The following is a 13,653-nucleotide window of genomic DNA, read 5'->3' as shown; positions in this document are numbered from 1 at the left end:
TGTTTGGGATGTTTTTGGGATAAATGGGAAGGCTACTATAGGGCAACCATGCGCCGATCAAACGCATCAATATAGCTGCGAGACACCGGAATCTCAGCCGAGACGCCAGTAAGGGTGAGCTGATAGCCACGAGCGTTGCCTTCGGTCTTGCAAATTCCCCTAAGGTTGACCAAAAAGGCCCGATGGCAGCGAAAGAATTGCGGGTGATTTGCTAAAGAGGCTTCAACATCTTTAAGGGTATTACGAAGCACCGCCTTTTGCGGAATCGTCAGATTAACCCAATGCACATCCACGTAGTTGCCTACCGACTCGACATAAATGAGCTGATCGGGGTGAATACTCAGTTTATCCTTACCATTTTCTGAGGCCAAGTGAATCAGCTCCTGCTCTTGTACCAGACCGGTCGCTGACTTCGTCTCCTGAAGTTTGGTTAACTGTGTATTGACTTGTTCGGCGTGTTGGGCATTGCGCTTCAAGCGACGTTGTTCGGCCACCAGCACGCCTAACGTAATCGGGAAAAAGCCAATGAGCGTTACCCATGAATACATCTGCCAGAACGGAAGCTTTCCGCTGTCGGTTAAAGTTAGGAGAAACTGGTTCATGAGGCTGATGCACAATAGGACAAACAACGTATGCAGAATGTGTCGCCCTACCGTCCACCGTTCTTCGTCGTACCATGTTGGCAGAAAAGAGGGAATGAACCAGTTCGCCAGTAGCGAGGATATAAAACAACCTGCACCCAACAGGGCCATTCTGCCAATCTGTCCCCAATCGAACACCCGAACGTTCAACAGTGATACAAACAGGAAAACATACAGCCCGGCCTGTAGCGACGAGCGTAGTGCATAACTTAAGCTAAAGTCTTCAGCTAGGGGGCGGTTCAGAAATGTGCGGACGGATTGCAGCATAACGTAAAAATAATCTTTATACCTCAGCTTGCGAGTTGTCTGCCATGCAAAGAGTAGACCTTGTGACTACTCCTTTATTAGTCAAGATTCAGCGTAAGGTTGCCGCTTCGGGTGTAGCGAATTTCTTCTTCGGCCAGCATTTGCTTTACGGTCTCGGCCAGCGTCTCGGCATCGGTTTGCCCGAAGTGGTGCGCGAGCTGCTTAGGCGACACACCCGGCCCGTTGGCCAGGGCAACGTACTCCCGAACCTGTTCACGTACCTTAGAGGGGGCGGCTTCTGCTTTTTTTCTCTTTTTGATGCAGTTGTCGCAGATACCACAGGCTTGGCCGGGTTTCTCACCGAAGTAGGCCTGCAAGAGTCTGGTACGGCATTGTGTCGGATGCTCCGTGTAAATACTGGCCGCCTGCACCTTTCGAGTGGCTAACTCCTTCCGCCGGTTTAGCTCCTGGAGGTTTATGGGCAGCGTTGGGGCATCGAACCGGGGTGTTAGAAAGGTAAGCTGGGGCTTGTCTTTCTGCTTTTCGTAGATCACTACGTTCCGCTGGTGAAGCTGCTGAAGCAGGCTTTCGATCTCGTTCTGATTAATCATGTACGCCCGCGCCAGAGCCGATTCCGAGATCGTTACAAAATCAGTGAACAGTTCGCCCCCGTACATCCGCAGAATCAGCTTCAGGAATGAATCGAAGCGCGGATTCAGGACCTGAAATTCGTAGAGCTGACGGTTGTCCAGGACGAAGGATAAGCGGGACGGATGAAAATAATTCTCGGTGAGTTGAATTAATCCTTCCAGTTGTAGCTGTTTAAGAGCGTAATGGGTTTCCTGCGGAGGCAGCTTGAACGTATGCGCGAAGGCGTTCAAATCAAAATCGTAGCTGGTAAACTCACCTCCGCCTACGGGTACGGCCGTGTAATTCGACAGTGCCTGATACACCCGCCGAAGCATGTCGACGGGCTGATAAAGCTGCTCGGTCCGGTAATGAAGGTTCTCCAGATCGGCTTTTGTGTACAGCAATACGGCATAAGCCTTTTCCCCGTCGCGCCCGGCGCGTCCGGCTTCCTGGTAATACGCTTCAAGCGAATCCGGTACATCTAGGTGAACGACGACGCGGACATTGGGTTTGTCGATTCCCATCCCGAACGCGTTGGTGGCCACCATCACGCGGATTTGATCCTGTATCCAGGCGTCCTGCTTATCAGCGCGCTGTTGGGTCGATAAACCGGCGTGGTAGAAATCGGCTGAGATTCCTTGCCGAGACAGCCACTGGGCAATCTGCTGGGTTTGCCGTCGGCTCCTGACGTATACGATACCGCAGCCCGGCACCCGCTGAAGAATACGAAGCAAACGGGCCTCTTTGTTTTCTTCCAGCACGGCCGAGTACGACAGGTTCGGGCGGGCGAAGGTCTGGCGAAACACCGGAACCGGACTTCCGTCGCTGGTACGAAGGGCTAACTTTTCCAGAATATCCGTCTGCACATCGGGCGTTGCCGAGGCTGTCAGCGCAATAACGGGCGTGTCGGGAATCAACTCGCGGAACTCTGCGATCTGAAGGTACGGCGGCCTGAAATCATAGCCCCAGGCCGAAATACAGTGGGCTTCGTCGACCGCCAGCAAACAGACCGTCATCTGCTTCACCCGCTCGATAACGATCTCAGTCCGTAAGCGTTCCGGCGATACGTAGAGAAACTTCGTGTTGCCGTAGATGCAGTTGTCGAGCGTCGTGTCGATTTCGCGGTAGTGCATGCCCGAGTAAATGGCGGCAGCCGGAATGCCGCGTTTCCGCAATTGCTCGACCTGATCTTTCATCAACGCAATCAAGGGCGTCACCACGATGCATACACCTTTCATAGCCAGGGTCGGCAGCTGGAAACAGATCGATTTGCCGCCCCCCGTGGGCATGAGCACGAGTGCATCCTGCCGGGCCAGCACCGTATTGACCACATCTTCCTGCATGGGCCGGAAGGCGGTATATCCCCAGAATTGCTGTAAAATCTGCCGAACAGTCACGATAGGTAATGGAACGTAACGAGATAACGAATGGAGCGTTCCGTACAGTTCAATGTACTGGCGCTATTCTAAAACCGTATGGTACAGGTCAGGTTACTTCTGCGAATTTACAACGGTACGTAGACAAATTGGATCATAAAGCGGTTTAGACTTGGAAAGCAATGCGAATACATAATCTCAATCCTTATGATTCAGAAAGTTATCAAGTCCGACGAAGAATGGCGTAGCATCCTGACGCCTGAGCAATACCAGGTAGCTCGTGGCAAAGGTACCGAACGGCCCTTCTCGGGCGAATATTGCGAAGCCCACGACCCTGGTATCTACGCCTGTGTATGCTGCGGAACGGAGTTGTTCGAGTCGACAACCAAGTTCGAGTCGGGCACGGGCTGGCCCAGTTTTACGGAACCTATCGACGAGGAGCGCGTCCGGTTAGAAAGCGATTATAGTTACGGCATGTCGCGCGTGGAGGTGTTGTGCAACGTCTGCGATGCCCACTTAGGCCATGTATTTAACGACGGGCCTCCACCAACCGGTCAGCGCTATTGTTTGAATTCGGTTTCGCTGGTGCTCAAACGTACGGCGGGTGCAAACTAAATTTAGTTTGTATAGACTCAATCAACTGCAACAAACGGCCGCATCGGTACGTATACAGTAAGCCGAGGATCAGTTTCATCGAAGCGAGGATGCGTTATTGATTATACGATCAGACTACCGGCAATTTTGTAACGCTGAATCCCAACTCAACACGTTCTGCACAACTTCTACTGTCTGTATGCTTTTTGTGAAATCGCCAGTGCCTGTGCTGGTACTGGGTCTATTGCTGGTCGGGTTTGTTGGCTCTGACTCGCTCGTGCTGGCGCAAAAAACCGGTAGTCAGGAGCCGGCGGCCTCGGCAACGTATCGGCACTTCGTTCGGCAAATGCACGTAGTGGCCGCTCCCAAAACCATCTGTTACAAAACGGAGCAGAACGCCTTTACGCAGATACCGGCTCCCGAAGCCTTTATGAAAGCCCGCAGAAATGCGAGGGCACGCGTAGCGCCGACGGCGCAATTTGTTGTTACGTACTCGGGCTTTACGGCTGAAGCCCAGGCCGCCTTTCAATACGCCGTTGATATCTGGTCTAACCTGCTGGTGTCTTCGGTGCCCATCCGGATTCAGGCCAACTGGACGCGCCAGAGCCCTGGCGTCTTAGGGTCAGCCGGGCCGACCGATTACCGCCTTGCTCCCGATGGGGCGCAGAAAAGTACGGGCTTCTACGCCATTGCGCTGGCCGAAAAAATTGCCCGTCGGCAGTTGAACAGTCCAAACGATCCTGACATCTCGGCCGATTTCAATCAAAATAACAACTGGTACTTCGGGACCGACGGCAAAACGCCCGCCGGGCAAACCGATCTGGTAACGGTCGTATTGCATGAGATTGGGCACGGCCTGGGCTTTATCGGTTTCTTTGGCGTGAGCGGCAACCTGGGTCAATACAGCGCGGGTCTGCCTGCGGTATACGATCACTTCATCGAGAACGGGCAGGGTGAACGGCTGGTCGTTTCGACGGATGCGTATCCGGATAACTCGAATACGTTGTACCGCCAGCTGACGGGAAACAACCTGTTTTTGAATGGGCAGATTCTGCGGCAGCGGACCGGCCAGCGGGCCAAACTGTTTGCGCCGTCCAGCTTCGATGCGGGGTCAAGTATCTACCACCTGGACGAGAATACGTATCGTCGGGGAGATACCAACTCCTTGATGACGCCCCAATTGGCCAATGCTGAAGCCATTCACTCGCCCGGTCCGCTTGTTCTGAATTTCTTCTCCGACATGGAGTGGAAAAATACCTCGGTCCTGCACGACAATGATGCCCTGGTCACGGCCCTTGGCGAAGATATTCGGGACGTAGACTTCCGAACCCGAATTTTAAGTGACACGACGTTAGTGGAGGGCTCGATTCGGTTTTTTTACCGGAAAGGTGCACCCAGCGGACGAGATACTTTGTTTACGGCCGTAACCCCAACGCGCGTAGGAGCAACAGATGAGTACAGTTTTGTGTTGCCGGCGGCTCAGGCGCAGGGTGATGTCTGGTACTACTTTCAGGTGCAGGATGCCTCGGGCCGGATCTTTACCAATCCTGGTAAGTTACCAAATGGCGCACAGACGTATCACCGCCTGCAGGTGGGTCCCGACAACGTTCCGCCCCTTATTCGCTACAGTCCGCCCAAAAACTTCATTTATACAACCACTGTAGCCGATAGCCTGCCCATTCTGGTTAATGTTTCAGACAACCGGCCGACTGGCATTGACACGGCTTACGTCGAATACCAGATCAACGGAGTGGCGCAGCCCGGCCTGCCGTTACGGTATAGTCAGGCTACGCAGGTGAGTGACGACAGTCTGTCGTTCAGTGCTCTGTACCGAAACCGACTTGATTTTCCGGCAAATTCGTTAAAAGCAGGCGATGTGATCCGATACCGGATTGTCGCGCGGGATTCATCGCGTGCCAGAAATCAGGCTCTCAATCCGGCAACGGGCTTTTATGAACTGACCGTAGCGCCCTTATTGGCTCCTCAACGGGAATACGCCAACAACTTCCAGAGCCCGACAACCGCCAGTGACTTTGTCAGCTACGGGTTCAGCATTACACAACCCGCTAATTTCAGCGACCCGGCGATCCACTCCGAACACCCGTACCGAAATGGCAGCAGTTACGCCTACGAGAGTAACTACGAAATAGTGCTGCGAGCACCCATTCTGGTTAAGAACAATCCGGATAGCACGGTGATTCGTTTTGACGAAATTGTGCTGGTGGAGCCAGGCGAGGCTGGTAGTACGTTTGGCAGCGCTGATTTCTATGATTATGTGGTTGTAGAAGGCTCCAGCGATAATGGGCGAACCTGGCGACCGCTGGCCAATGGCTATGACTCTAATGCAAACGCCGACTGGCTGGCGGCTTATAACCGCAATACCACAACCGGTTCGCAAAACGACCGAAACTCAACAACCGTTGGCATTCCCAGCCTGTACAAACCCAGAGCCATCCCGATTCTGCGTACGGGCGGTGCCTTCCGGGCGGGCGATCAAATCCTGATACGCTTTCGCCTGTTTGCTGACCAATTGTCGCATGGGTGGGGATGGGCGATCGATAATCTGCGCATTCAGTTGCCCCCTCCACCGCCGGTACTGGCTACGGAACCCGTCAGCGCCGGGCGATTTATGGTATATCCCAATCCTGTAAGTAGTGGCGCGGTACGTATCGACGCTGATTTTGCGAAGCCCGTGGCAGAAGCTGGCCTGACCATCACGAGCGCAGCGGGTCAGCCGCTCCGGCAGCAGACACTCCGGGTAGGAGGGGTCAAGCTTAGCGAACAGCTGGACATGAGTCAGTTGCCAACGGGTCTTTACTTCCTTAAACTCCAGGCGGGCGATGCGGTATTGACGCAGAAAGTGATTATCGGAAAGTAACGGGTCTAAAAACGCGAAAAGCGGGGAGTTGGCAGTAGGTTTGTAATACGTCTGTTATCTCCTCGCTTTTTGATGAAGTACTTGTCCTTCCTGATTGCTGTCTCGCTTGCCTGTAGCTGCTCGCCCGCCCGGCGGATGATTCGTGATTTACAGACAAAGGCGGTGTATACCGATCATTTCACGGGCGTAGCGCTATACGATCCGGTTCGCCAGCGGGCGCTGATTCAACACAACGCCGATAAACCGTTTACGCCCGCGTCGAATACCAAACTGTTCAGCTTTTACCTGGGTGTATTGACTATTGCTGACTCGCTACCGGTATTGCGGTACGCCGTTCAGGGCGATTCGCTGATATTCTGGGGGACCGGCAACCCGCTTCTCCTTCATCCGGACTTGCCCGATACAAGTGCGTTAGCCTTTCTGCGGAAACGACCGGAGCGGTTGTTCTTTTCACCCGCTAATTACATGGGGCCGCGCTTTAGTCCGGGCTGGGCATGGGACGATTACAATGACGATTATTCAGCTGAGCTGGCTCCGCTGCCCATTTACGGGAACGTAGCACGCTTTACGAGTAAGCCGGTTAGTCCACGGCGATTTGCGGACAGTACGCGGGTTGTTCAAACAGCCAAAGCCGTGCAACGTAATGAATTTGTAAGTCAGTTCGTGCGCCCGCAAGACCTGAAGCCGACCCGGCAGGATGTGCCGTTTCGCTGGTCGCCAGTGCTGGCTGCACAGTTACTGGCCGATACACTCCACCGGCCGGTGGGCATTGTCAATCGACCGGTACCCTCAAACGCCCGTCTGCTCCGTGGTCTGTCGGCCGATTCGCTCTATAAACGAATGCTGCACGTGAGCGATAACCAGTTTGCCGAGCAGGTCCTGTTCATGGCGTCGGCCGAGCGGAATGCCAAGGAGCTTAAACCCGCCGGTGAGTTAAGCCGGATGGCTGACAGCGTGCTGCGTTACCCGGCCGCATCGGCAAAATGGGTCGATGGATCGGGCTTGTCGCGCTATAATCTGTTTACGCCCAATACACTGATTGATTTACTGTCCAGACTATACGCTAAAGTGCCTCAGCCGCGCCTGTTTGCCTTACTGCCCGCAGCTGGTCAGTCGGGTACGCTCCGAAGCATCTCCGGACCCGGCAAGCCCTACGTATTTGCTAAGTCGGGCTCGATGAGTGGCGTGTATAACCTGAGCGGCTACGTAGTGACCCATCAAAACAAAACGCTGTTTTTTAGTATCATGCACAACAATTTTACCCAGCCCGTGAGCGAACTGCGCCGTCGGACGGCTGAACTGCTAAAGGAAATTCACGAGCGATTCTAAAACTACAAAACGCCGGTTGCTCACAAATGTCGTTTGTCGGCAGGTACCACTTCATCAAGTCTAAAACACGTATCAACACGAAGTAAATGAGTTATCACACGTACCGTTTTCTTGCGCTTTGTCTGGTCGCGTTCGTATCAACAGCCGGTTTTGCACAGAAGCAACCTCAGACTCAGGTCATGATTGTTGGCTTCGATCATTTAAACCAACTCTATAATCAACAGCCGAAATCCGATGTATTCAGCCCGAAAAAACAGGTTGAAATTAACCAGTTAAATGATTGTCTTCAGGCCTATGCGCCCGACATGATTATGGTGGAATTGGAGCCGGGAGAACAGCCGCGCATCGATAGTCTGTACCAACTTTATTCGGCCGGAAAACTCAAGCTCGACGAGCTAAAGGAAGGACGTAGTGAAACGTACCAGATTGGGTTTGCGCTGGCTAAACGACTAAAGCACCCGCGCGTGTATTGTATCGATCATTACGAAGCGACTGCGCAGTCATTGCTAACAGAAGGCGAAAATATTGAAGGCTACAAGCAGGCCCTACAGCAGCTTCAGGGCTTCGCCCGTCCGCTAAAGAGACAGGTTCAGCAGGATAGTCTGTCGATTTATGCCTACATCCGAAGGCTTAATCAACCCGAAATAATCGCGCAGACACACCGGCTTTTCTATAATCTGCCAGCCATTATCATCAATGGGGAGTTTTCTAAAACGGCTACCAATACGGTAGATATCAGTAAGATTGATAAACGGTACATCGGAGCTGAGTTCATCAGCTTGTTCTATAACCGGAATCTTAAGATTTACAGTAATGCCTTAACCAGTCAGCGCAAATACCAGGGCAAGAAGCTGCTGCTCTTGTTCGGTCAGACCCACGTTGGTGTACTTCAGGAGTTGTACCAGGCGAATCCGGACTATCGGCTATTCTCCGTGCTGAACTATTGTAAGTAGCAGCCAACGAGCGGGGCAGCGTAATCGTTTGAGGTCAAGATTTAACGTTTATTAAATAGCCGATCGCTGACTATTTATCTAGTTTTGGCTCCAGTCAACTTCTTGTATTGGCATGGTAGTCAGAAAAACAGCAATTAAATGGCTCTGGGTGGGCTTATCTGTACTCTTGCTAGGTTATTTGGGCACGTACTGGCTGCTCTACACGGATAAAGATCAGCAGGCCAATCGGTACCGATCTGTTACGTTGCCGAGTGATTACAAATTCAGTTACTCGCCACCCGTCGAAGAACTCAACTTTCAAACGCCCGGAGATGGCCAGTTAAATGCGCTACTGTTTAAGGCTACGCAGGCAAAAGGAGTCGTTTGCTTTTGGAAAGGCAACGGCGGTACGTTAGCGAACTGGGGGGCCATAGCTCCCCAGTTTCTTGTCAATCACTACGACGTATTGATCACCGATTATCGCCAGCACGGGAAAAGTAAAGGGCCAATTACGTTAGCCAATTTTCACAGCGATGCGCAGGCGGTTTATGATTATCTGAAAAAACGCTACCGCGAGTCTGAGATCGTTGTGTGCGGATTTTCGTTAGGGGGCCGGGTAGCGGCTCATCTGGCGGCTGGTAATCAGCCGCGTGTTACGTTGCTGCTGGACCCTGCTTCGGCTGGTGGTGATTTCAGTGACCGGTTTGCCGATTAGTTGTTTTATCCGCTACCTTCCGTAAATGAGTTCACATTCTTAACCGAGCATGACGTTCAGCTGGCCAGATCACCCGTTGTGGTTGTTAGTACGGATAATGTAAATAGTACGGCCTATAAGCTGAAGCCCTATTTAGCCGCTAAAGACCAATTGGTAGCCATACCGGGCGCTACGCACGAGACCGTCTTAACTCACCCAGAAACTGTGAAGCTGATTAACAACGCATTAGCTAAATGATGTAAACTAAGTGGGCTCTAAAATTACTCGTTATTTCATTTGGCCTATGTACACGGACACGTTCAAGCCTACAAATGAGCGCTTTGCGTTCAGGTTACCGAAACCTGTTACGCCAATGCCTAGGTCTTTGGTCGACGTAATAAAACGAATCTCCGCCGGTACACCTATGGTCGTATACTTAACGGGTTCGTGGACGTAGGAGCCATAGATGAGTGGATCAGCATCAAATGACAAAAACTTGCCTCGGTTGGTACCCCAAACGCCACTTAAGCCTGTCGAGAAACGGAACTTCCCGGTTCTAAGCCCGTAAAGGACTGCCATCTCATGGATGGCAATAGCCGGTACGTAATCTGGAAAAACTTCGCCATTAAACGTATATCGGGTAACCAGCAGGGTCGGCTTGTTCGTAAATTCATAACCCAGCGCGATCATACCGCTCGGAAATTGGCTCTTGCCGAGCCCTAATCCAAGCCAGTAATTATTCTGGTAAAACTTCTGGGAATAAGCTACGTGCGTTGACAGAAAGAAAAATGCCATAGCGCAGTAAAATGTAACATATTTAGCCATACTGTTAATTTATTGTAGGGCTAAAATTACGAGACATAAGTTATGAAAGGCACGGATGGTTACACTATTTACTGAAGTTAATCTAACGAGTTAGGTACAAGCTACATACGCTTCTTTGATCGTGATGCATTAGTTCACAATGTCAGCGAATGTCTGCCATCAACCCGGCCTCCCCCGAAGGAGAAGCTGGGTTGGTGGTAATTAAGCCGTACTACGTATCGAAAACGGGTATTAATGAATGTACTCAGGGTAACTCAGGGCGATCAACTCAGGGGCGTGTAAACTCCTGGCAAAAGTCGGCGATAACCACATTCAACGAAAACATCCGAGAAGCAATCACTAGAAAACAAGTAGCTCAGGCTCAGCCCGTTCGGGCTAATTATGGTTCGGTTTTTACCGCACACGTTACGATAAGAGTTCCTTCCGTTCATTGAAGGTTTTGAGCACTAACTCGCCAAAGATGGTATTCGCCCACGCAAACCACTTCCGTGTAAACTTGGTCGGGTCATCTTTGTGAAACGACTCGTGCATAAAGCCCGTACCTCCGTGGGTTTGACGAAGCATAGTCAGGCAGTGTTTTATTTCAGTTGGGTCTGTGCTGGTCAGTCCACGTACAATGATGCTTAGTGGCCAGATCATATCCATACCGGCGTGTGGTCCACCGATACCCTCGCCTGCTTTACCTTTGAAATAGAATGGATTTTCCTCGCTGAGCAGCAGTCGACGGGTATTCTGGTAAATCGGATCCGTTGCTTTTACCCCGCCAAGATAGGGCAGAGCCAATAAACTCGGCACGTTTGCGTCGTCCATCAGGTTGTAGCTGCCGTAGCCATTTACTTCGTAAGCATACACTTTCCCAAAACGGGGATGAGTTGCCACCGCGTGCTGCTTCAGCGCCGTTTCGACTTCCGTAGCCAGTGCCAGCGCCTGATCCGCGACCGTCTTATCGGTTAGCTTCATTGCCGACCATAACTCGGCTAATTGCCGCAGCGAGGCCACTGCGAAAAAGTTAGCGGGTACCAGATAGGGGTAGATGGTTGCATCGTCGCTGGGTCTGAATATCGAACAAATCAATCCGTTTGGCTTAACGGGGTAGCCATAGCCGCTCAGCGGTACACCGTCCGTAGCCCAGAATGTTTGCCGCTCGAATTTGTACGGACCAGGCCCTGTCTTCCGCTGCTGTTCTTTAAACGTCTTTATCACCAGCCGCATAGCCTGCTGCCAGGTAGCATCAAACGGCCTGGCGTCGTTCGTGCGTTTGTAGTAGTGGTAGGCCAACCGGATTGGGTAGCACAAACTGTCGATCTCCCATTTTCGTTCGTGCAAACCCGGCTTCATATCCGTCCGGTCGTCTTTCCACTCGCCAACCTTCGTTGCGTCTTTGTAGAACGCATTGGCGTACGGGTCTATAGTAATACAATGCCCCTGACGCCGGATAACGCCCGCGATGAGTTGCTGTAAAGGAGCATCCTGACCCATCAACGGTAAATAAGGCCATACCTGTGCGGTAGAATCACGTAACCACATAGCGTCGATATCGCCTGTAATGACATACGTATCGGGTTGGCCGTTAACCAGTTCAAAATCGACCGTTGTGTCCAGTGTGTTGGGAAAGCAGTTTTCGAACAACCAGGCTAACTCCTTATTGCCGATTTGCGCTTTAACGGCTCGAATGGTGTCTTCTACAGCTTTGCTTTTAAACTTCCGTTGCGCTTCAGGCGTACGTACGACTGGAAAATCCTGAAACAAGGAGCCAAATGCTGGCGTAACGGCAACTGCGGCTGTGGTGAAGGCCGCGTTTTGGATAAAGATCCGACGGTTCATGCTAGTTTAGATAAAGACAAAAGCCCCTAATTCCGGCTAAAAAGTTTAACTGTTGTTCGCATCAGTTTATACTCGTGTGGACTGACCCTTTAGTGACGATGGTTCTGAACGTCCTCAATTTCTTTTTTGAGCCGCTGCCTGATATCAATCCTGGCACCAGTAAAGCTAAAAATAACAGTCCCGTGTTCTCTGGCGAAGGGATTTGTTATGGAATCAGCTACTAAGGACATGCGAAAAAACGGACTTGTTTCCTGGAGTTCATCGTCTCGTTCTCCATGTTCTTTAACCCGGATCAGGTTTGTGTAACGCTGGTTGAGGTCGAACCAATCCAGGTAATCGGCATTAAACGATACGGCTTTAATACCTTTCCGGGTATAATAATTAATCGCGCCTGCCTGACCATAATTGTCGCAAAGAACCAGTGTGCTGTTGGGTTGAGGAAGGCTTGTATACACCTTATCAACCTTAAGGGCCAGCTCTTTCCACCCCAGCATATCGGCATAGTCCTGAGGTAGTAAATGGTCTTTGCCATCTTCCCAGCGCAGCATGCCTAACCGCTGGTACGTTTCACGATGAGCTAACATATACTCCGGGCTTTTATTGGGAAACGCTACCCGGTACATGGGAATGAACAACAGGATTGGAATCGCAGGCATGACGGGTTGTAGATACCGTTTACGTCCTGTTTTCAGTAGGTCAGCGAGGAACACCGAGCCGAAGGCAATGTATATTGGATACAGTCCGATCGCGTAGTAATCTTTGGCCTTCAGGTACGTAAAAATAGCCAGCGTAAAGACGATGGACCAGAAAAAGCACTTGTGATCCTCGAAGGGCTTATAGACGAGCAAAGCGTATAATCCGGAGAAAATCACCAATAAGGAGCCCGCAAAAAAGAAGAGCTGTGCCTTCAAAAAATCACTTCGGCTAACATTTACCAACTGAAGGGCAGATAGCTCTTTCATGTGATACACCACCGGAAAGTCATGGTTGTACTGCCAGATCAGATTGGGTGAAATAAGCAGCAGACCAACGAAGGCCGCTCCCCAGACATGGCGGTTGGCAAAAAGCTGACGCTGCTTCGTCAGTATTAAAGCAGGGGCCAATCCGGCGAGCAAAAAGACGATGTTGTATTTGTTCAGAAAGCCGATAGCAAAAACCACCGAGCCTACATATAGCCAGTGCTTCTTGTGGGTATGAATGTATTTGATGAGTACGTAATAAACGGACGTCCAGCACAGAACGTCGAGGGAGTTGGGTTGGTAAAGGGTATTTAGCCGCAGCAGCACAGAAAACAGCACACAAGTCGCTCCCAGGATCAAGGCAAATAAATTGCCACGTAATGCGTCAATCGCTTTCCAAACGACAAGCATAGTTAAGGCGCCAAATAGAGCCGGAAAAAACTTGACCCAAAACACTGAGTTGCCTAACTGTTTAATGCACCAGGAAAGCCAGGAGGTAACCGGCGGAACCGACAGATACCCCCAGGCTAAGTGATTGGCCTGATCAAGGTGCAAGTATTCATCCCGTTGTAAGTCGTACTCTGGACTAATCAGCGTGTATTGTAGCCCAAACTTGAGCAGGATTAACCCGATCAGGACAACCGTTTTCCGGGTCATCAGATATGGCCTGGTTGACTGAGTATTCATAAGCTGATCGTTATCTATTGAGTCCAGTCAATTGCGCA

10 protein-coding genes are annotated in these 13,653 nt (G+C 51.3%); 5 read left to right on the top strand and 5 right to left on the bottom strand.

The window, feature by feature from the left end; translation table 11 throughout:
• Nucleotides 1–35 precede the first annotated feature (35 nt).
• Both ACYVBJ_RS10285 and ACYVBJ_RS10280 read right to left on the bottom strand, forming a co-directional pair.
• Nucleotides 36–908 (bottom strand): LytR/AlgR family response regulator transcription factor, encoded by an 873-nt coding sequence (locus tag ACYVBJ_RS10285; protein ID WP_460982212.1) that lies wholly within the window; start codon nt 906–908, stop codon nt 36–38.
• Nucleotides 909–985: 77 nt separating this feature from the next.
• The gene (locus ACYVBJ_RS10280; protein WP_460982211.1) at nt 986–2,914 is read right to left on the bottom strand and encodes a RecQ family ATP-dependent DNA helicase; all 1,929 of its coding nucleotides are present in this window, start codon (nt 2,912–2,914) and stop codon (nt 986–988) included.
• A 186-nt stretch (nt 2,915–3,100) separates the two neighbouring features.
• Here ACYVBJ_RS10280 and msrB point away from each other — a divergent pair, with 186 nt between their 5' ends.
• From msrB to ACYVBJ_RS10255, 5 genes are all read left to right on the top strand, one after another.
• A complete protein-coding gene (gene msrB, locus ACYVBJ_RS10275; protein ID WP_460982210.1) occupies nt 3,101–3,508 on the top strand; it encodes a peptide-methionine (R)-S-oxide reductase MsrB in 408 nt (135 codons plus the stop codon).
• A gap of 178 nt (nt 3,509–3,686) precedes the next feature.
• Nucleotides 3,687–6,365 carry a T9SS type A sorting domain-containing protein gene (locus tag ACYVBJ_RS10270; RefSeq protein ID WP_460982209.1) on the top strand — a complete coding sequence of 893 codons (2,679 nt, stop codon included), beginning with the start codon at nt 3,687–3,689 and terminating at the stop codon, nt 6,363–6,365.
• Nucleotides 6,366–6,437: 72 nt separating this feature from the next.
• Complete coding sequence (locus ACYVBJ_RS10265; protein ID WP_460982208.1) at nt 6,438–7,694, top strand: D-alanyl-D-alanine carboxypeptidase; 1,257 nt, start codon at nt 6,438–6,440, stop codon at nt 7,692–7,694.
• 86 nt (nt 7,695–7,780) lie between these two features.
• Nucleotides 7,781–8,647 (top strand): DUF5694 domain-containing protein, encoded by an 867-nt coding sequence (locus ACYVBJ_RS10260; RefSeq protein ID WP_460982207.1) that lies wholly within the window; start codon nt 7,781–7,783, stop codon nt 8,645–8,647.
• A 112-nt stretch (nt 8,648–8,759) separates the two neighbouring features.
• Nucleotides 8,760–9,341 carry an alpha/beta hydrolase gene (locus ACYVBJ_RS10255; protein ID WP_460982206.1) on the top strand — a complete coding sequence of 194 codons (582 nt, stop codon included), beginning with the start codon at nt 8,760–8,762 and terminating at the stop codon, nt 9,339–9,341.
• A 267-nt stretch (nt 9,342–9,608) separates the two neighbouring features.
• Here the strand turns inward: ACYVBJ_RS10255 and ACYVBJ_RS10250 are convergent, their stop codons facing one another.
• The 3 genes from ACYVBJ_RS10250 to ACYVBJ_RS10240 all read right to left on the bottom strand — a co-directional run bounded on the left by ACYVBJ_RS10250 (nt 9,609) and on the right by ACYVBJ_RS10240 (nt 13,615).
• The gene (locus tag ACYVBJ_RS10250; RefSeq protein ID WP_460982205.1) at nt 9,609–10,115 is read right to left on the bottom strand and encodes a hypothetical protein; all 507 of its coding nucleotides are present in this window, start codon (nt 10,113–10,115) and stop codon (nt 9,609–9,611) included.
• A gap of 435 nt (nt 10,116–10,550) precedes the next feature.
• The gene (locus ACYVBJ_RS10245) at nt 10,551–11,969 is read right to left on the bottom strand and encodes a glycoside hydrolase family 125 protein (protein WP_460982204.1); all 1,419 of its coding nucleotides are present in this window, start codon (nt 11,967–11,969) and stop codon (nt 10,551–10,553) included.
• Nucleotides 11,970–12,058: 89 nt separating this feature from the next.
• Nucleotides 12,059–13,615: a glycosyltransferase family 39 protein gene (locus ACYVBJ_RS10240; RefSeq protein WP_460982203.1), complete on the bottom strand. Its 1,557-nt coding sequence runs from the start codon at nt 13,613–13,615 to the stop codon at nt 12,059–12,061.
• Nucleotides 13,616–13,653 lie beyond the last annotated feature (38 nt).

The sequence above is a fragment of the Spirosoma fluminis genome (assembly GCF_054778895.1).
This window is presented reverse-complemented; position numbering and strand designations above follow the sequence as displayed.